Genomic DNA, 18,089 nt, shown 5'->3' with positions numbered 1-18,089 from the left:
CTATCCTCTGGCATGCCAGATGCCAAGAAAATTATCACGCTCGCGGAAGTGGTTACGCTGCACGGCTCAACGGAGCCCAGCACGGCCCTGCGTTCTTGAGCAAGGCCGAGCCAAGCCCGATTTGACCGGAAGATCAATAAAGGCGTCTCATGCTGCGATTGCGAAGTCCTATCGACGTCGCCTGAGGCGCGGCGGAGCGCAAAGGCCGCCGCCGTGAACATTCGCCTTTCTACGGGGCGTCGCTCTTTTCGACCAGGAACACGATGCGCGCCTCGTTGCGCTCGGTGATCTCGACCTTGTCGCCGGTCTCGCGGATCAGATTGGGAATATCGATAACCGAGAGCGGATCGGTGCAGTGAACTTCGAGCTGGTCGCCTGCCTTGAGCGGCTTGAGCGCCTTGCGCGTCTTGAGGGCCGGCAGCGGGCATTTCAGCCCGGTGAGATCGAGTGTCGTCCTGGTCATGGCCGCACCATGGCGAGGCGGAGCGGCTGCGTCAACGTTAGGAGGCATCAGATCAGGCTGGCGTAGGGCAGGAAGCCGACATCCTGCCCCGGCTCGACATTCGTAATGTTCTCGCCGAGTTCGACGAGGCCATCGGTCTCGACCAGCGAGGATAGGAGCCCTGCCCCTTCGCGCGGGAACTTGATCGCCTCGAGCCCGCCGTCCTGCGCGCGCCGCAGCGAGGCGCGCACATATTCACGTCGGCCGGACTTCTTCTTGTAGGTGAACGCCGCGCGCAGCGGGATCGCCAAGAGCGGCTCCGGCAAGGCGCCCGCCAGCGCCAACACCGTCGGGCGCACCACGTGGACGAATGTCACGAAGCTCGCGACGGGATTGCCGGGCAGTCCGATCAACGGCGTGCCGTCGATGATGCCCATCGCCACGGGACGGCCAGGCTTGATCGCCATCCGCCACAGCACCAGCGAGCCGATGCTCTCCACCGCCGCCTTGACGTGATCCTCCTCGCCGGTCGAGACGCCTCCGGTGGTGAGGATCAGGTCATGGTCGCCTGCGACCTGCTTCAGGCCGCGCGCCAGCGACGCTCGCTCATCGCGCAGAATGCCGAGATCGCTGACCTCGCAGCCCAGCCGCCGCAGCATCGCCATCAGCATGAAGCGGTTGGAATCGAACAATTGCGAGGCGGCGCGCGGCTCGCCGGGCGAGGCGAGCTCGTCGCCGGTCGAGAACACGGCGACACGGATGCGCCTGACGACGTCGAGCCTTGTCAGGCCGAACGCGGCGGCAAGGGCGACATGCTGCGGCCGCAGGCGCTGGCCGGCGCGCAGCGCGACCTGACCTTGGGGAATGTCCTCGCCTGCGGGCCGGACATTGGCCCCACGCTTCAGCCCCGGCGGCAGCACGATCCTGCCTGAAGCATCGATGCGGACGTCCTCCTGCATGAAGACGGTCTCCGCATCCGGCGGCATCGGGGCGCCGGTGAAGATGCGCGCGGTGTGGCCGGGCTTGATCGGCGCTTCCGCAAGGCCGCCGGCCTGGATGCGGCCGTCGAGCGGGAAGGCCTGCTCTGCGCTTGCCGGAAGGTCGGCGTTGCGCACGGCGTAACCGTCGACGGCGGAGTTGGTGAACGGCGGCAGCGGCAAAGGCGCGGCCACATCGCGCGCGAGCACGCGCCCGTCGGCATCGACCAGCGCCACCGTCTCGAGATCGACGATGGCGTTGACGCGCGTCGTGATGAGGCCGACGGCTTCGTCGACCGACATCATCGGGCCGCCGAAGGCAAAGCAATCGTCCGACAGTTGCGCCATGGTGCCTCGTCAGCGCGTCGCGGCGCTTCTTGCTACCGCTTCCTCGACCGGCATCGCCGCCCGTAGCATCAATGCCGCCGCGCCTTCGATATCGTCGAGATGGACAGTCGGGAGCCTCGTGTCAATCGCGACGTCGGTCGCAATCCCGGCAATTCCGGGATCGTCCGGAAACAGCAGCGGCTTGCCGTTGGCGGCACGATGCACCTCGATCTTGCGATGCGGCTCGCGCTTGAAGCCCTCGACGACGACGAGATCGACCGCGGAGAGCTTGTCGAGCAGCTCCGGCAGCCGCGGCTCCGCCGCCCCGCGCAGCTCATGCATCAGCGCCCAGCGTTTCGACGAGGCCACCAGAACCTCCGCCGCGCCGGCCTCGCGATGGCGCCAGGAATCCTTGCCGGGCACGTCGACGTCGAACTGGTGATGCGCATGCTTGATCACGGAGACGCGCAGGCCCTGCGCGTTGAAATGCGGGATCAGCCGCGTCAACAGCGTGGTCTTGCCCGCACCGCTCCAGCCTGCAAGGCCGATGACTTTCATTCCAGCTCTCTTTTCCAGCAACCAGCGCTCGCCGATGGAACCACCATCCCCTCCCCTCCTATTGCGAGCGGAGCGAAGCAATCCGGACTGCCGCTGCGGAAAGATCCTGGATTGCTTCGCTGCGCTCGCAATGACGAGCCAAGGCATTTCGCTCTCTCCCCGCCATGCATATATCGGCTTGACCCGAATGTCATGCTAACCTCGCCGCCATGATGAAGATCGACAAAGCCCCGGTGCCTCTGATCATTCCCAACCCGGACGACCCGCGCCTGACCCAGAGCGTGACCGGTACCGACCAGACCGGCGCCAGGGTCGAGATCAAGGTGCCGATGGAGCGGCCGCTGACGCTCTATTTGAACGCCCAGGAGATCGTCACCATGATGACGATCGGCGACTATCCGGAATATCTGGCGCTCGGCTATCTGCTGAACCAGAACATGCTGAAATATAACGACGTGGTCACCGAGGTCGAATACGACGACGACCTCCAGGTGGTCGTCGTGCGCACCTCACACCACACCAATTTCGAAGCCAAGCTGAAGAAGCGCACGCAGACCTCCGGCTGCGCGCAGGGCACCGCCTTCGGTGACCTCTTGGAAGCGGTCGAAAGCGTCGCACTGCCGAAGGCGGAGCTGCGCACCTCCTGGCTCTACCAGATGACGCAGACCATCAACACCATGCCCTCTCTGTACCTCGAGGCCGGCGCGATCCACGGCTGTGTGCTGTGCAAGGAGGGCACCCCGCTCTGCTACACCGAGGACGTCGGCCGCCACAACGCCGTCGATAAGATCGCGGGCTGGATGTACCGCCACGGCGTCGACGCCTCCGACAAGATCCTCTACACCACGGGGCGCCTCACCTCAGAGATGGTGATCAAGACCGTCCGAATGGGCATTCCGATCCTGGTGTCGCGCTCCGGCTTCACCGCCTGGGGTGTCGATCTGGCACGGCAGGTCGGCCTGACGCTGGTCGGGCGCACCCGCGGCAAACGCTTCATCGTGCTCGCCGGCGAAGAGCGCATCGTCTACGACCAGAACCTCGCTTATGTCGAAGAGGAATCGGCCAAGCACAAGCGCAAGGGTGAGGGCGGTGACGACTGACCTGTCCGCGGCGCATGTTCCGCCGACTGTCGGCGTGCTGCTCGCCGGCGGGCTGGCGCGGCGCATGGGCGGCGGCGACAAGCCGATGCGCACCATCGGCGGCCGCACCATTCTGGAACGCGTGATCGCGCGCCTTGCGCCCCAGTGCAGCGGACTGATCCTCAACGCCAACGGCGATCCCGCCCGCTTTGCCGCGTACGGCTTGCAGGTCGTCGCCGACGACGTGCCCGGCTTCCCGGGTCCCCTCGCCGGCATCCTCGCGGCGCTCGACTGGACCGCGGCGAACCGGCCGGAGATCGAATGGGTGCTCAGCGCCGCCGGCGATTGCCCGTTCCTGCCGCGCGACCTCGTCGCGCGCCTGCATGAGGCGCGCGCGCGTGAGAATGCGCAGCTTGCGGTCGCCGCGTCAGGCGAGCAGTCGCATCCGGTGATCGGCCTGTGGCGCGTCGCCTTGCGCGAGGAGCTGCGCCACGCGCTCGTGGACGAAGACCTCCGCAAGATCGACCGCTGGACCGCGCGCTATCCGCTTGCGACGGTGACCTGGCCGAACGAGCCGCTCGATCCGTTCTTCAATGCCAACACGGTCGAGGACATTGCCGAGGCCGAGCGGCTGGCGGCGCTGGATGACGCATCCTAGCGACTCTATGATTTCGGAAACTCGTTGAGAAGCTGCGCCCAGATGATCGCGAAGGCGATCAGGCCGCAAATGCCGACGGCAGTGGTGAAGCGCGGCAAACGGCCGATCGCAACGAGCACCCAGGCCGGCAGGAAGAACGCCCCGAAGACCATGCCCAGCGGAAACACCGCGAGCCATTGAAAGCCGCTGCCGTCTCCGGGCGGGACATTCGCGATGTAATGGAAGGTGTAGAGCCAGAACAGCGTTCCGGCCGCCGCGACGAGAGCAGCGATCTTGCGGAAATTGAGGGGCGTCGATGCAGTCATGACCTGGCTCATGTTCCTTGGTCGCTGCGGCGCCCCGCCAAGTTCATGACCTCTTGAACCGGACCTGGAACGGGAGCGACCACAGGTCTGGACATTCCCCGGACGAAGCCATGGCCGCCCCTCTCTTGAATACGATCTTCGAATTCGTCGACTTCGTCTTCGATCTCTCCGAGACGATCGATCGCACGAGGCAGCTGAGCAAGCCTGACATCGTCGAGGTGCCGCCGGATCCGAAGCCGCTGCCGCCCGCCGCGCAGCGCGCGCTTGCCGAGGCCGAGGATCGTGAGCGCAAGCGAGAGCAGGCCGCTCAGGCCGCCAGCCGTACCGACCAGGCATCGTAGCCGTAGACCTCTCATGGCTCGAACGCCGCGTCGTGGTCCCTCGTCTATGCGGGCCGGAAGCCCGCTCGCGCGAGCGACGCGCGTACCTCGTTCGAGCCGAGTGCGTCGAGAAACGCCTGCACTGCCGGCCGTTGCTTTCGCGCACTCACCACCGCGAAGTCATAATGCTCTTCGGCGAGCGGAATGAAATCGAGGCCGGCCGCATGGGCGACCGGCGCAATGGTCATGCCCCAGTCGGCGCGGTGCTGCGCGACGGCCGCCGCCACCGCATTGTGCGAACGCGGCTGGTTCCAGTAGCCTTCCGGCCGCGCGCCGCCGAGCAGCCGGTCGATCAGGATGCGGGTGCCGGCGCCCTGGTTGCGGTTGACCATGATGCAGGCGGGATCAGCGAGCGCCGCCGCAACGGCGTCCTTTGCACCAAGGCCTTCGAAACGTTTGTCGTCCTTGCGGAAGACGATGCCCTGCATCCGCCGCCAGCCTGGCACGAGCTCGAGACTTTCGACGAGATAGGGCGTGTTGTAGGTCTCGCTGCGATCGTCGAACAGATGGATCGGCGCGAGATCGCATTCGCCACGTTTGGCTGCTGCAAGCCCGCCGAGGCTGCCGACCGCGATCGAGCGCACGGTGAGACCAGCATGCGCGAGCTGTGCCGTGACGAGATCAAGGCCGGTGCAATGGCTGCCGACGATGACGAGATCCGGCACGCGCACATGAGGCGTGAACAGCGTTACCTCGGTTTCGGTGCCGGCCGGCATCTGGTCGGCAAGTGCATCGATGCGCAGAAAGCCGTCTGCCTGCGCAAAGGACGTGATCGCACCAGATCCCTTGCCGGAGGGATAGGCGATGAGGCCCTCCCTGCCCTCAACCAGCGAGACCATGACGAATTCGGTGCGGCCGAGCTCGGAAGCGATGCGCACCGGCACCGTTGCGTTCACCTTGGCATCGGAGCGCGGCGGCAGTCCGGCCATCCGGCGCAGCACCGGCACGATCATGTCGTGCAAGGTGAACATCGCCGAAGTCGGAAAACCCGGCAGGATCACGACAGGCTTGCCGTCGCACACCGCAAGACACAACGGCTTGCCGGGCTTGAGCGCGACGCCATGGGCGATGATGCCGGGTGCGCCGAGCCGGCTGATGATGCGATGAGAGAGGTCGCCCGCGCCTTTCGACGTGCCGCCCGAGAGCACCAGCATGTCGGCTTCCGCAAGCGCGTTGCGCATGGCGGCTTCGAGCCTGGCTTCGTCGTCCGGAACAGCGCCAAGGAAGACGGCCTCGCCACCGTTTTCGTCGACCGCGGCCGCGACGATGGCGCCGTTGGTATCGTAAATCTCGGCGGGCCCAAGCACCTCGCCGGGCTGAACCAGCTCGTCGCCGGTGGAGATCACGGCAACCCGCGGCCTGCGCGCGACACCCACCTCGGCGATGCCGCAAGCCGCCAGCATGCCGATCTCGCGCGAGCCGATGATGGTGCTGGCGCGCAGCAGCGCCTCGCCCCGCGCAATGTCGGACCCGGCATACGAGACGAATTGCCCCGGCGAGACGGCGCGACGGACATCGATCGCATCCTGGCCGGCCGGCTGGGTGTGCTCGACCATCACCACGGCATCGGCGCCGCGCGGCAACGGACCGCCGGTGGCGATCGCCGTTGCGGTTCCGGCCGCCACCTGCAGCGTCGGCGCGGTCCCGCAATGAACGGTCTCGCCATTCAGCGCGAGGCGCACGGGCGCGCCCTCGCCGGCCGCCGCAAGGTCGGCGGAGCGCACGGCAAAGCCGTCGACATTGGAGCGGTCGAACGGCGGCACGTCGATCGTTGCCGTGATATCTTCGGCGAGGGCAGCGCCCAGCGCGGCTGCGAGCTTGCGCGTTTCAGTTCGAAGCGCGCGCGGGAACAAGGCCGCCTCGAAGCGCGCCAAGGCCTCTTCGCGCGACAGGATCTTGAGGAACTGCTCCTGCTCGAGCGCGCTGCGGTCCGGTGATTTCGGGATCATCGTCATGCCAGAACCCTTATCACGCCCGCATCAGATACGCATCGATCGGCGCACCTGCCGCAAATCCCTCGTCGCTGGCGGAAATGAGCAGCCATGCGTCCGCACGGGCGATGGCCTGAAGCGGCCATTCGCCCACGGCAAGCGGCATCCAGGCACGATGTTCCTCAGCCAGCAGAGCGATCTCCGTGATGCCGACGCTGGAGGCGATCTTTCGCGCAAGCGGCAGCGACACTTTTCGACGCGGCCGACGCGCCGACAAACGGTCCGCGAGCGGCAGCGCGAGTGCAAGCCAAGCTGCAAGCGCTTGATCGGGCGAGCCGGGCAAGGCGATGACGGGAACCCGTCCCAGCCGTCCGACCGCCGCGGTGCGCCCCGGCTGCAGCGCAAGGCCGTGCGCCATCACCTCGCCGCGCCGGGCCAGGGCGGTGACGGCGGCGTCCTGGCGGCCGACGCCGCTACCGCCGATGGTCAGGAGGACATCGCAGGAGGACGCATCGAGCACATCGGCAATCGACGCTGCATCGCGCGCACGCACTGGACGCGTTTCCACATCCAGTCCCGCTGTGTGCGCGATCCCGGCAATCATAGGCGCCGTGACCGTTCCGCCCGGCACATTGACGATGCGCAGCCGCGGCCGCCTCACGGCGATTTTCTCCACGCCCGCCACACGCGCCAGCAACAGGTCCGCCGCACGGATGGGATGGCCGGCGTCCCCCACGGCCCTGCGCGCGGTGATGTCGCTGCCTGCGCGCCTGACACCCTGCCCCGGCGCGCCCTCTGCGAGCACCTGGGCAAGCGGCCCCGACGTCTCCACGGCGTCGGCATCGAGCACGCAGTCGCATCCCGCCGGCATCGCCTCGCCCGCCTCGACCCATGCAGGAGCCATTGCCAGCGGCACGGGCGAGTAAGCGGACGCCCCGACGAGATCGTTGGCAGATAGCGCCCAACCATCTACGGCCGCAACATCCCGCGAAGGATAGGCGGCAAGCAGCGGCGCACCCGCCGCGATGCAGCCGATTGCGTCCGCCAGCGGCACCTCCATCGGCGCGACGGGATCAACGCCCCGCAGCAGCGCGGCGAGCGCGGTGTCGAGCGGCGTGAGTGAAGGCGGCAGGCGCTGGGTCATGCGCCATGAGGACCATGCATCGTCCGGTTTGGCAACCGCCGGCGGTGCCGGCCTCACCCCTCAGCCGCCCGACCTGTCCGAATTGGGGAAGAACAGCTGCTGTCCGTCCACCTTGTAGCCGGCGATCGCCGTCTGCCCCTCCGGCGAGGTCAGCCAATCGACGAAGGTCTGCGCGAGGTCCTTCTTCACGTTCGGGAACTTCGCAGGGTTCACCAGCATCACACCATATTGGTTGAGCAGCCGCCGGTCGCCTTCGACGACGATGTCGAGATCGCCGCGATCGCTGAACGCGATCCAGCTGCCGCGATCCGCAAGCACATAGGCATTGGCGGCGCGCGCGGCCCCGAGCGATGCGGCCATGCCGGGCCCGGCCTCGCGATACCAGGCGCCCTTGGCGCTCGCGATGTCGATGCCGGCGACGATCCAAAGCGCGAGCTCCGCGGCATGAGTGCCCGACCGATCGCCACGCGTCACGAACGGCGCGCCTTTGGCTTCGATCGCCTTCAGCGCCGTCGCGATGTCCTTGCCCTTTACGCCCGCGGGATCGCTCTTCGGCCCGATCAGCACATAGTCGCTGTACATCACGTCGTAGCGCTTCACGCCAAAGCCGTCGGCGACGAACTTCTCCTCCTGAGGCCGCGCGTGCATCAGCACGACGTCGACCTCACCCCGCCGCGCCCCATCGAGCACTTCGTCGGCGCGCCGCGCGATCACGGTGACGTCGATGCCGGTCTTGTCGCGGAAGATCGGCAGCAGATAGTCGAGCAGCCCGGATTCCTGCGTCGCCGTCGTCGAAGCGAGGACGATGCTGCGGTCCTCCGCGGCCGAAGCCGCAACGCCTGCGGCAAGGCCGCAGAGAAGCGCAAGTGCAACGGACAGGCGGCCCATGATCGGGTTCCCTCAGGTTTGACGCCGTCATGATGATGATCGATTGCGCCGCACTCGTGACGCGTTTTTGCGCTGCTGGCCGGGAAATTTCGGCAACTTCATCGCGGCGCACCGGGCGCGCGATCTCTTTAGGATCGTTCACCAAAGCAGAGATCGCGCGTGCGGATGTGTTGCAAAGCAGCGAGATGATCGGGCATGGTTCCCCGCGACAAATATCTGAAATGCAGAATTCCACCTGCGTCGGACGTCAAAAAGAAGCAAGAAGTTGCATAGGAATGCAGGATGGAATTCCTGACCACCAGCGAAGCCGCCGATTACCTTCGGCTCGGCGAACGCAAGCTTTACGAGCTCGTCACCACCGGTGCGATTCCCTGCAGCAAGGTGACGGGGAAATGGCTGTTCCCACGGCACGAGCTCGACCTCTGGGTCCTGTCGGGCCTCGCGCGCCCGGCCGGCATGTTGATCGCCGAGCCGCCGCCGGTCGTCGGCGGCAGCCACGACGAACTGCTCGATTGGAGCCTGCGCGAGTCCGGCTCGGGGCTCGGATCGATGAGCGAGGGCAGCGCGCGCGGGCTCGAGCGCTTGCAGCGCAATGAGGTGATGGCTGCGGCGGTGCACTTCCACGCGCTAGACGCCGGCGACAATTTCGCCAGCGATGCCAGCATCGAAGCGCTGCGGACCACGCCGGACCTGCATGATGCGGTGCTGATCGCGTTCGTGCGCCGCGAAGAGGGTCTCCTGCTGCCGCACGGCAATCCCAAGCACCTGCACAGCCTGACCGACGTGCTCGCAGCCGGGGCCCGGATGGCGATGCGGCAACAGGGCACGGGCGCGCAGATGCTGCTCGACGTGCTGCTCAAGCGCGCCGGCGCCTCGATGCGGGACCTGCGCCGGATCGAGACGCCTGCGCTGACCGGCCCGGATCTGGCCGAGCTGGTTCGCGCCGGCCAGGCCGATTGCGGCATCGCAACGCGCGCCGCGGCGCGCTCGGCCGGTCTCGATTTCGTGCCGCTGGTCTGGGAGAATTTCGACCTCGCGATGCGGCAGCGCAGCTATTTCCGCCCCGCCATGCAGGCCTTGCTTCGCTTCCTGAACGAGCGGCGGCTGCGCCAGCGCGCGGAGGAGCTGACCGGCTACGATCCCTCCCCCGCAGGACAGATCCGCTTCGCAGCCTGACATTGACGCCAGCCCCCTAATAGTTGCAAAAGAAACCAATTCGACCGGGCCATACCCGGACAAGCAACACCGGCCAATGAGCCGGATCAGGGAGGACGAGCGTGAACCCAATCAGATTTGGAGTGCCCGTCGCGGCCGCCTTGCTGGCGACCCTGCTGTCCGGCGCGGCGTCGGCGCAGGTTTCCGACGACGTCGTCAGGATCGGCGTGCTCACCGACATGAACGGCCCGGCCTCGGCGCCGACCGGCCAGGGCTCGGTGACCGCGGCGCAAATGGCGATCGACGATTTCGGCGGCAAGGTGCTCGGCAAGCCGATCAGCGTCGTGATCGGCGACCACCAACTCAAGGCGGACATCGGCGCTTCGCTGGCGCGGCGCTGGTTCGACGTCGAGCAGGTCGATCTGATCGTGGACGTGCCGGTCTCGGCGGTCGGGCTCGCGGTGCAGACGATCGCCAACGAGAAGAAGCGGCTGTTCATCACCCACTCCACCGGCACGGCCGATTTCCACGGCAAGTTCTGCTCGCCTTACGCCATCCAATGGGTGTTCGACACCCGCGCGCTCGCGGTCGGCACTGCGGATGCGGTGGTCAAGCGCGGCGGCGACAGCTGGTTCTTCATCACCGACGATTACGCCTTCGGCCATTCGCTGGAGCGCGACGCTTCCGCCGTCGTCACCGCCAATGGCGGCAAGGTGCTGGGCTCGGTGCGGCCGCCGCTGGCAACACCTGATCTCTCCTCCTTCGTGCTGCAGGCGCAGGCCTCCAAGGCCAAGATCATCGGCATTGCCGCCGGTCCCCCCAACAACATGAACGAGATCAAGACCGGCGCCGAGTTCGGCGTGTTCAAGGGCGGCCAGCAGATGGCGGCGCTGCTGGCGCTGATCACCGACATCCACGGCATCGGCCTACAGGCGGCGCAAGGCCTGCTGCTGACCACCTCGTTCTACTGGGACATGGACGACAAGACGCGCGAATGGTCGAAGCGCTACTTCGCCAAGATGAACCGAATGCCGTCGATGTGGCAGGCCGGCGTCTATTCCAGCGTGATGCACTATCTTAACGCCATCAAGGAGACCGGCACCGACGATCCGCTGAAGGTGGCGGCCAAGATGCGCGAGAAGCCGATCGAGGATTTCTTCGCCCGCAACGGCAAGCTTCGCGAGGACAATCTGATGGTGCACGACCTCTGGCTGGTGCAGGTGAAGACGCCGGAGGAGAGCAAATATCCGTGGGACTATTACAAGATCCTAACGACGATTTCCGGCGACAAGGCGTTCGGCCCGCCGGACCCGGCCTGTCCGCTGGTGAAGAAGTGAGATTGGCGAGTGGCGAATAGGGACTAGCGAATGGAAGCTTCCATTCGCTATTCGCAATTCGCCACTCGCTACTTCACCACCCCGATCTCGCGAAAATACTTCATTACGCCCGGATGGATCAGCTCCGGCCTCGGCGCGGCCGCGACCGTGTTCGCGGCGGTGGTCTCGCAGGCCTGGGCGAGCTTCTTGCAGAACGTCGCCTCATTGCCGTGCAGCGTCTTGGCGAGGCGGTAAGCGACGTCGTCGGGCAGATCCTCGCGCGTGAGGATAAAGCTCCAGGAACCGAGCGAGGCGATCGGCTCGGTCTGCTTCGGGTAGGAGCCGGCCGGCACGGTCAGCGGCTTGAGGAACGCATGCTTGGCGCGGATGCGGGCGATCTCGTCCGCACTCGGCGCGATGAAGCGCGCGCCCGATGCGCTCGAAGCGACGGCGGCAAAGCCGGGCCAGCCGATGCCGGCACCCCAGAGTGCGGCGACGCGGCCGTCCGCGACCATCGCGGGGCCGTCGCCGACGCGGTCGAGATAAACAGCCTTGAAGTCCTCGTCCTGCTTCAGGCCGAGACCATCGAGCACATAGCGCGCCAGGATCGGCAGGCCGGAGCCCCTGGCGCCGAACGCGACGGGCTGACCGACGAGATCGCGGAGGGTCGTGTACGGGCTGTCGGCGCGCACCACGAACATGCCGGGGTTGGAATAGATCGCGGTGAGGATCTTCAGCGCTACCTTCGCACGGCCGATGCCGGCGAAGGCCTCATAGGCCGGCTCGCCCGCAACCAGTGCGAGATCGAGCTCGCCCTTTTCCAAGAGCGGGATGTTCTCGTTGCTGCCCTTGGTGTTGCGCGGGGCGATGATGATTTGCGGATCGGCCGCGTTCATCAGCTCCGCGAAGGCGTTGCCATAGAGCGGGAAGCCGCCGCGGGGCGTCGCTGTTCCCAAGCTGATCGTCGTGGTCGGAATGACCGTGCCTCCGGTCTGGGCGGCGGCGGGGCTGACGAGCAGCGCCGCACCGAGAAGGATCTTCGCGAATCTCATGGGCATCCCTGACGGACCTGCGTCAACACCGACTTGCGGCGGTGTAGGCAGCGCGCTGATTTTGTGAAAGCATGCCGCGCAACGACAATAGAACAATGGGAGGTGTCATGTTGCGAATTTTGCGTCACGGTGTTTTCGGACTCGCAGTCCTGTTCGGTCTTTGCAGCGCTACCCCTCCCGCCGCCGCAGCCTATCCCGATCGTCCCGTACACTGGCTGATCGGCTTTTCCCCCGGCGGCCCGGTCGACATCGTGGCGCGGATCATGGCGCAGTGGCTGTCGGAGCGGCTCGGCCAGCAATTCATCGTCGAGAACCGCACCGGCTCCGGCGGCAACATCGCCGCGGCCGCGGCGATCAACGCCCCGCCGGACGGCTACACGCTGCTGTTCGTCGCGCCCAACAACGCGATCTCGACCTCGCTCTACAAGAAGCTGCCGTTCGACTTTTTGCGCGACACCACCCCGGTGGCCAGCATCATGCAGCTCACCAACATGCTGGTCGTCTCCAACGCGTTTCCGCCGAAATCGGTTCAGGAGTTCATCGACTATTGCAAGGCCAATCCCGGCAAGATTTCTTATGCCTCCTCCGGCAACGGCACCTCGGTGCACATGTCGGCGGAGCTTTTCAAGGTGATGACGAAGTGCGACATGGTGCACGTGCCCTATCGCGGCTCGGCCATCGCCTTCCCCGACATCATCTCCAACAAGGTGCAGCTGATCTTCGACAATCTGCCCTCGGCGATGGAGCAGGTGAAGGGCGGCAACGTCCGCGCGCTCGGGGTGACCTCGCCGCAGCGCTGGCCCAGCGTGCCCGACGTGCCCGCGATCGCCGAGACCGTGCCGGGCTTCGAATCGGTCGGCTTCTACGGCATCTCCGCGCCGAAGGGCACTCCGCCCGAGGTGATCGAGATCCTCAACAAGGCCGTCGGCGAAGCGCTGAAGGACCCGAAGCTGGTGGCAAAGCTCGCCGAGACTGGCGGCATCCCCAAGCCGATGACGCCGGCCGAGTTCGGCAAGCTGGTCGCGGACGAGACCGCAAAGTGGCGCAAGGTGGTCGAGTTCGCCGGGGTCTCGGTGGACTAGGCAGCGGCCGTGCCGCCGAGCGCAGCCGCACCATGTTCGAGGGGGCCAACAGGCCCTCTCAAACAAAGTTGCGAAAACAACCCCATGCACAGTAGACGAGGCCAGTGATTTCAATGGGTTACCGCCCACCTCGAAAAACCTGCGAAAATGCGGTTTGCTTCGTCGGGCAAAACAGGGTTATACAGGCATCATCGCCAATTTCGGTTATTCGAAATTTATCAATGATGCCGTGCCGGCGTTCCCATCCACCAGCGCCAGCATTGCACCCCCGCCTCAGGCCCTGTAAACGAACCGCGCACCGTTGCCGGCCGCGCTACCTGCGGCCGCCTCGCGGCGGGGCCTGTAGCTCAATGGTTAGAGCCGGCCGCTCATAACGGTCTGGTTGCAGGTTCGAGTCCTGCCGGGCCCACCAATAAAATCAGCAACTTATCAGGCCCCGTTTCGTCTGATCGGAATCACCGCACCAGAAACCGCACCAGATACGACCGCTTTTCGTTCGCCCGCGGGCTCGCGCTTGGCGATTTTCTCGACGGCGTCGGACAAATAGTCGGGATGGTGATGGCCATACGTGTTGAGCAGAACCTCAAGCGACATTCCGAGATAGCCTGCCGCCTGCCAAGGATCTGCCCCTCTCTGCATCAGCCAAGTAGCCGCGGTGTGTCGCAGAGTGTGAGGCGAGATGCCCGGACCAAGCCCTGCAAGCCTCACAGCACTCTTGAACGCCGTTTTGACCGAGGTAATCGGCCTTCCGTTGTACTCGACGAAATGCTTCGCCTCTGGATTAATCCGATGCCAGCGCCGCAGATGAGCTAGCAAGCGAAAGGGGATGGGCACCGTCGGTTGCCGCTTGTTGGTTTTGGCGCTGCCCTGTTTCAGACGGTAGTAGCGACCGCGCTCCAGGTCTACATAGGAGCGACCGATCGCCGGAATTGGAGACGAGGCTGCGATAGCTCCCGCACGGGTTCCGCTGTAGATGCCCAGCAAAATGAACCGCGCAAGATGGCGAAGGGGACGCTTGCTTGTGGGGACCTTCACGTCCTCCATCGGTCGGCGAGAGCCTTTTTGCATTTCGCGATAGCGCCAGCAGGTCCAAACCAATTTGGCCGCATCGCTGCGCGTCAGCCACTTGTCTCGGGGTTGCCCCTTCTCAGGCAGCGACACCTTCACGATTTCCCGATGATATCCTTCACCTGCATGGTGACCAATGGCAGCGCGGAGGTCTTCAAGGTCTCTGCGCGCGCCTCCCCTTTTGCCGCGCTTCTTGGCGTACGAGCGACATGCCTCCCCATTTACCTCGCCCAGCATTTTTGCTCCCCACCACTCGTTCAACCGTTCGATCCGCTTCTTGAACTTGCGGATATCGGGAATCGTATCTTCGCTCTCGCTATCGACCTTGAAACGACCGCGAAGCTTGTCCAGCTGCGCGTCCAAATAAATCGAGAGGACATCCGCAATAGCGATATCGTCTATGTGGCGAATTCGTCGCTTCGGGGTGTGTTTAGAGCTTATGTAGTCTCTTAGCTTTTCCTCCGCGGCCGCAATCTCATCTGCAGCGCAGCCTGTGCTGACATCCCGGCCGTTGTCTCTGATGATCCAGGTTGGCTGGTGAGTGATCTTTCCGCTCTTGTTTCGGCGGGCAGCCTTGAGCTGAAGTCGGGCGCCCTTGCTTCTTCGCGGCATAGCTCTCTCATCCGTTCTATATGAGCCAGCGTTGTAAATCTTTGCCGGCAATCTTCTGAATAATCAATTGACTCCGATCGCGCTCGCGACGCAAACCCGCGACCGTCATTCCCCTAAAGGAAATGCGATCTTCACGGCATCAGCAAGGCGAACAGAAGTACCAGGTGTAATTTCAGGTTGCGCTCGATCCTTTCGGACCTGTAACCGTGTGCGGTGTGGCGAGCCTTGCAAACGACTGCCTCGAAATGAAGCCATCACTTCGCTCATCGAACGATCGGGCATGCTAATCGTGCAATCGCGCAAGTACCTGGACGGGATCAGCGAGAGTCGCGTTGGATGGTAAGCGCTCCAAGCATCGATTACCTGCTCCGGTGGGAATGGGTCTTTCCCATTCGGCCACTCATGGTAGGAGGCTGCAGGCTGCTCGAAAGGCCAGGTTCCTGCACTCGAATTCAGCGCGTTAAAACATGGGAGGCTCTGCCGAAAAGAAGAGTCGTTTGCCTGACGACATCATCGGCATTTGGTTGAGCAGACGGCCCGCCTCTATCGCGATGACGCGACGGAATGTCTGGTTTCGGGCTTCTCACCGCTAAGAAACCAATGCCATGGTTTGTCGTCCAGGCGCGCCCTCAATCTCAGTCTCAATGTAGTGAGGCGTGAGTCGAAATGGTTGCCTTACTTGGTCGCGCCCTCGATGATCCACGCTTGGACCCGAGCTGGCGCGACCGAATAATACCAACACTCGCACCTGCAACGCGCGGTGTGAGGCGTCTATCTCGTAAGCGCCATCCAGAATAGACGAGGCTGATCAGAGGAGCCGCCGGTGATCTGCTAGCAGAGCTGGAAGAAAGCAGGCATTGGCACCAGCTTTTTCAAACCCTATCCGAGCAGTGATCGAGACATGCACTTCCCATCTATTGCGGATTACAGAGAAGGATTGATACAGCCATAGTATAAGACCGCCAATGCGCTAACTATACGGCGCACCGAAGACATACTTTTCCCGGATCGCGCCCTCCGCCGCTGGGCGTTGTAGATGCTCCTTGAACGAGCTCCTTAGCACGCGAGCTGCGAAGAGAGGTGGTCGCCCAACTGCGTCGATACCGGCGGCGATGCGGGACTATTTTCTTCAATTGATGTAATTATTGCTGCAAGCGTCGCATAGATGTTTGATTTGCTCCGGTGTAACTTTCGGGAGCGAGAATGATGGCCAACGCGCTCGAGATCTATAAGGCTCATCCGGTACGATCGCAGCTCGGCATGAGAGCGGCACAATATGTCCGCATGTCGACACAACGGCAGCAATACTCGATTCAGAATCAGGCTGCTGTGATTGCAGCATACGCGCACGCCCATAGCCTGACCATTGTACGAACCTATCGCGATGAGGGAGAGAGCGGCCTGCTCATCAAGAACAGGGCCGGTCTTATACAGCTCATCAAGGATGTCCAAACAGGAGCAGCCGATTTCGGTCATATTCTGGTCTATGACGTAAGCCGGTGGGGCCGCTTTCAGGACGTCGATGAGAGCGCGTATTACGAATTCGTGTGCAAACAGGCAGGCATCAACATCGTGTATTGTGCTGAGCAGTTTGATAATGACGGCAGCGTGCTCTCCAGCATCATCAAAAACATCAAGCGCGTAATGGCGGCCGAGTACAGTCGTGAGCTTTCGGCGAAGGTTCACGCTGCGCAGTGCCGGTTCGCCCGACTTGGCTTCAAGCTTGGAGGTCGCCCTGGTTATGCTCTCTTGCGAGAACTTGTCGATCAGAGTCAGCGGTCGCGAGGCGTGCTGAAGAACGGTGACCAAAAATACCTCATGACTGATCACGTCCGAGTGCGCCCCGGCATTCCCGAGGAAGTAGCCGTGGTCAAGTGGATCTTCGAGCGCTTTCTGCAGATAAAGTCGGAAGCGATTATCGCCCGGGAGCTAAACCGGAGGGCCATACTCACGAGCACGGGAGTTCGGTGGACGCGCGCAGCGGTTAACATGGTGCTTAGAAACGAGAACTACATTGGAAACCTGACCTTCAACCGCCGATCACGCAAGCTGCGGCGGACCTGCACCTGCAATCCTCCCGAGCTTTGGATCACCAGCGAGAGATGTATCGAGCCGATCATCGAACGCGAAGTCTTCCTGAAAGTAAACAAGATCATTGAGGAACGGCGTGTCGATATCACTGAAGAGGAGATGCTTGCCCGTCTACGCAAAACGCTGCTCAAGGAAGGGCGCCTGAGCTCTGCTATCATAGCCAGCACGGTCGGCCTTCCCTGCGCTTCCACCTATCAAACTCACTTCGGCAGCATGATGAACGTGTATCGCTTAATCGGCTACACTCCCAAGCGAAACTATGCATTTCTCGAGTCGCGCCCGCGCTGGGCAGAGCAAGAGGCCAAGCTCGGCTCTCACATCGCCATGGCCATCAGGAAAGCTGGTGGTCGCATCATCTCTAGCAACCGGACCGATTACTTGCGCGTGCGTGGATCGGTCAACATCTCAATTCGATCAGCCCTCTGCTGCGGAAGGCAAAATCGAGCGCCGTATTGGTCGATCAAGCGCAGGGCACGCCTGCCTCAGGGCTGGATCGCCGCCATCAGGCTGTCTGAGCATAACGAGTCAGTGCTCGATTACGTGCTGCTGTCGGCCGACGGGAAAGCGAAACGAACCATAAACTTTTCTGAGAGGGCTCGCGTTCGCCGTGGAATCGCTCGCTTCGATACCCCTGACGCTTTGGCTCGAGCGATCGCCAAGCTAGTAACACTTAAAGACCGTTGTGCGCCAGCACCACAGGACAAGCGATCGAGACCAAAGCAGCTCAACACCAAGAACGCCCGCACGCGGCGCTGATCAGACGCAGGCACAAAACTCCGCAAAGCAGTGCTTCTTAATATTTAGAAGCTTGTCCAGATTTCGAGCGCCTTCGCTCTTGCCGCGTGCCGCATCATGTTCCACTCCAAGTCCGTGATCATGCCCTGACCGATTTCCACGCCAGGCTGGCTGAACATACGACAGCCGATCCGACGCTCTTTGTTCAGCCGCATTTTCGGGTTTGCTCGCAATCCGGCGCCATTCACAGCAGTGGAGCACAGGGTGACCGAGCCGCGTGGCATCTCTA

At 63.8% G+C, this 18,089-nt stretch carries 16 protein-coding genes and 1 tRNA gene; 8 read left to right on the top strand and 9 right to left on the bottom strand.

Annotated features, from left to right (window positions below; translation table 11 throughout):
• Window positions 1–229: 229 nt before the first annotated feature.
• From I6F37_RS13740 to mobB, 3 genes are read right to left on the bottom strand one after another with little or no spacing between them, the layout of a single operon-like run.
• Entirely contained in the window at window positions 230–463 is a 234-nt protein-coding gene (locus I6F37_RS13740) for a sulfurtransferase TusA family protein (protein ID WP_036011410.1), read from the bottom strand.
• Window positions 464–510: 47 nt separating this feature from the next.
• Window positions 511–1,767: a gephyrin-like molybdotransferase Glp gene (gene glp, locus I6F37_RS13735; RefSeq protein ID WP_225151507.1), complete on the bottom strand. Its 1,257-nt coding sequence runs from the start codon at window positions 1,765–1,767 to the stop codon at window positions 511–513.
• Window positions 1,768–1,776: 9 nt separating this feature from the next.
• A complete protein-coding gene (gene mobB / locus I6F37_RS13730; protein WP_036011416.1) occupies window positions 1,777–2,304 on the bottom strand; it encodes a molybdopterin-guanine dinucleotide biosynthesis protein B in 528 nt (175 codons plus the stop codon).
• A 209-nt stretch (window positions 2,305–2,513) separates the two neighbouring features.
• On the opposite strand from mobB, the gene fdhD reads away from it, so the two are divergent.
• A complete protein-coding gene (gene fdhD, locus I6F37_RS13725) occupies window positions 2,514–3,404 on the top strand; it encodes a formate dehydrogenase accessory sulfurtransferase FdhD (RefSeq protein WP_225151504.1) in 891 nt (296 codons plus the stop codon).
• A complete protein-coding gene (gene mobA / locus I6F37_RS13720) occupies window positions 3,385–4,041 on the top strand; it encodes a molybdenum cofactor guanylyltransferase MobA (protein WP_225151501.1) in 657 nt (218 codons plus the stop codon). The genes fdhD and mobA overlap by 20 nt, the downstream gene beginning before the upstream one ends.
• Before the next feature lie 5 nt (window positions 4,042–4,046).
• Here mobA and I6F37_RS13715 read toward each other — a convergent pair whose 3' ends face one another.
• A complete protein-coding gene (locus I6F37_RS13715) occupies window positions 4,047–4,346 on the bottom strand; it encodes a hypothetical protein (protein ID WP_109145958.1) in 300 nt (99 codons plus the stop codon).
• 110 nt (window positions 4,347–4,456) lie between these two features.
• Here I6F37_RS13715 and I6F37_RS13710 point away from each other — a divergent pair, with 110 nt between their 5' ends.
• Window positions 4,457–4,687 (top strand): hypothetical protein, encoded by a 231-nt coding sequence (locus I6F37_RS13710; RefSeq protein ID WP_225135028.1) that lies wholly within the window; start codon window positions 4,457–4,459, stop codon window positions 4,685–4,687.
• Window positions 4,688–4,731: 44 nt separating this feature from the next.
• Here the strand turns inward: I6F37_RS13710 and I6F37_RS13705 are convergent, their stop codons facing one another.
• The 3 genes from I6F37_RS13705 to I6F37_RS13695 are packed head-to-tail and all read right to left on the bottom strand — an operon-like array spanning window position 4,732 to window position 8,689.
• Window positions 4,732–6,681 (bottom strand): molybdopterin biosynthesis protein, encoded by a 1,950-nt coding sequence (locus I6F37_RS13705; RefSeq protein ID WP_225135026.1) that lies wholly within the window; start codon window positions 6,679–6,681, stop codon window positions 4,732–4,734.
• Between the two features lie 13 nt (window positions 6,682–6,694).
• Complete coding sequence (locus I6F37_RS13700; protein WP_225151499.1) at window positions 6,695–7,801, bottom strand: molybdopterin-binding protein; 1,107 nt, start codon at window positions 7,799–7,801, stop codon at window positions 6,695–6,697.
• A 60-nt stretch (window positions 7,802–7,861) separates the two neighbouring features.
• Window positions 7,862–8,689 carry a substrate-binding domain-containing protein gene (locus I6F37_RS13695; RefSeq protein ID WP_036026620.1) on the bottom strand — a complete coding sequence of 276 codons (828 nt, stop codon included), beginning with the start codon at window positions 8,687–8,689 and terminating at the stop codon, window positions 7,862–7,864.
• 282 nt (window positions 8,690–8,971) lie between these two features.
• Between I6F37_RS13695 and I6F37_RS13690 the strand changes: the two genes are divergently transcribed.
• Entirely contained in the window at window positions 8,972–9,865 is an 894-nt protein-coding gene (locus I6F37_RS13690; RefSeq protein WP_225135022.1) for a helix-turn-helix transcriptional regulator, read from the top strand.
• A gap of 101 nt (window positions 9,866–9,966) precedes the next feature.
• On the top strand, window positions 9,967–11,181 hold the full coding sequence (locus tag I6F37_RS13685) for an ABC transporter substrate-binding protein (protein ID WP_225151497.1): 1,215 nt from the start codon (window positions 9,967–9,969) through the stop codon (window positions 11,179–11,181).
• Between the two features lie 68 nt (window positions 11,182–11,249).
• Here the strand turns inward: I6F37_RS13685 and I6F37_RS13680 are convergent, their stop codons facing one another.
• A complete protein-coding gene (locus tag I6F37_RS13680) occupies window positions 11,250–12,212 on the bottom strand; it encodes a TAXI family TRAP transporter solute-binding subunit (protein WP_225151495.1) in 963 nt (320 codons plus the stop codon).
• Window positions 12,213–12,319: 107 nt separating this feature from the next.
• Here I6F37_RS13680 and I6F37_RS13675 point away from each other — a divergent pair, with 107 nt between their 5' ends.
• Together I6F37_RS13675 and I6F37_RS13670 are read left to right on the top strand one after the other, a co-directional pair.
• Window positions 12,320–13,294, top strand: coding sequence for a tripartite tricarboxylate transporter substrate binding protein (locus I6F37_RS13675; protein ID WP_225151492.1), 975 nt, complete (start codon window positions 12,320–12,322; stop codon window positions 13,292–13,294).
• Between the two features lie 336 nt (window positions 13,295–13,630).
• A tRNA-Ile gene (locus tag I6F37_RS13670) sits at window positions 13,631–13,706 on the top strand.
• A gap of 17 nt (window positions 13,707–13,723) precedes the next feature.
• Here I6F37_RS13670 and I6F37_RS13665 read toward each other — a convergent pair.
• The gene (locus tag I6F37_RS13665; protein WP_225128271.1) at window positions 13,724–14,974 is read right to left on the bottom strand and encodes a site-specific integrase; all 1,251 of its coding nucleotides are present in this window, start codon (window positions 14,972–14,974) and stop codon (window positions 13,724–13,726) included.
• 1,203 nt (window positions 14,975–16,177) lie between these two features.
• Here I6F37_RS13665 and I6F37_RS13660 point away from each other — a divergent pair.
• A complete protein-coding gene (locus I6F37_RS13660) occupies window positions 16,178–17,821 on the top strand; it encodes a recombinase family protein (RefSeq protein ID WP_225128272.1) in 1,644 nt (547 codons plus the stop codon).
• The last annotated feature ends 268 nt before the right edge of the window (window positions 17,822–18,089 follow it).

The sequence above is a fragment of the Bradyrhizobium sp. NBAIM08 genome (genome assembly GCF_020193935.1).
Lineage (GTDB): Bacteria > Pseudomonadota > Alphaproteobacteria > Rhizobiales > Xanthobacteraceae > Bradyrhizobium > Bradyrhizobium yuanmingense.
Note: the sequence above shows the minus strand (reverse complement) of the source record. Positions and strands in the feature narration are given on the sequence as shown.

What these genes read in the sequence shown, in the direction of transcription:
- I6F37_RS13690 (WP_225135022.1), top strand. Translation starts at nt 8,972, where the DNA reads ATGGAATTCCTGACCACCAGCGAAGCCGCCGATTACCTTCGGCTCGGC.
- I6F37_RS13705 (WP_225135026.1), bottom strand. Translation starts at nt 6,681, where the DNA reads ATGACGATGATCCCGAAATCACCGGACCGCAGCGCGCTCGAGCAGGAG.
- I6F37_RS13665 (WP_225128271.1), bottom strand. Translation starts at nt 14,974, where the DNA reads ATGCCGCGAAGAAGCAAGGGCGCCCGACTTCAGCTCAAGGCTGCCCGC.
- fdhD (WP_225151504.1), top strand. Translation starts at nt 2,514, where the DNA reads ATGATGAAGATCGACAAAGCCCCGGTGCCTCTGATCATTCCCAACCCG.
- I6F37_RS13680 (WP_225151495.1), bottom strand. Translation starts at nt 12,212, where the DNA reads ATGAGATTCGCGAAGATCCTTCTCGGTGCGGCGCTGCTCGTCAGCCCC.
- I6F37_RS13660 (WP_225128272.1), top strand. Translation starts at nt 16,178, where the DNA reads ATGATGGCCAACGCGCTCGAGATCTATAAGGCTCATCCGGTACGATCG.
- glp (WP_225151507.1), bottom strand. Translation starts at nt 1,767, where the DNA reads ATGGCGCAACTGTCGGACGATTGCTTTGCCTTCGGCGGCCCGATGATG.
- I6F37_RS13715 (WP_109145958.1), bottom strand. Translation starts at nt 4,346, where the DNA reads ATGACTGCATCGACGCCCCTCAATTTCCGCAAGATCGCTGCTCTCGTC.
- I6F37_RS13700 (WP_225151499.1), bottom strand. Translation starts at nt 7,801, where the DNA reads ATGACCCAGCGCCTGCCGCCTTCACTCACGCCGCTCGACACCGCGCTC.
- I6F37_RS13695 (WP_036026620.1), bottom strand. Translation starts at nt 8,689, where the DNA reads ATGGGCCGCCTGTCCGTTGCACTTGCGCTTCTCTGCGGCCTTGCCGCA.
- I6F37_RS13740 (WP_036011410.1), bottom strand. Translation starts at nt 463, where the DNA reads ATGACCAGGACGACACTCGATCTCACCGGGCTGAAATGCCCGCTGCCG.
- mobB (WP_036011416.1), bottom strand. Translation starts at nt 2,304, where the DNA reads ATGAAAGTCATCGGCCTTGCAGGCTGGAGCGGTGCGGGCAAGACCACG.
- I6F37_RS13710 (WP_225135028.1), top strand. Translation starts at nt 4,457, where the DNA reads ATGGCCGCCCCTCTCTTGAATACGATCTTCGAATTCGTCGACTTCGTC.
- I6F37_RS13675 (WP_225151492.1), top strand. Translation starts at nt 12,320, where the DNA reads ATGTTGCGAATTTTGCGTCACGGTGTTTTCGGACTCGCAGTCCTGTTC.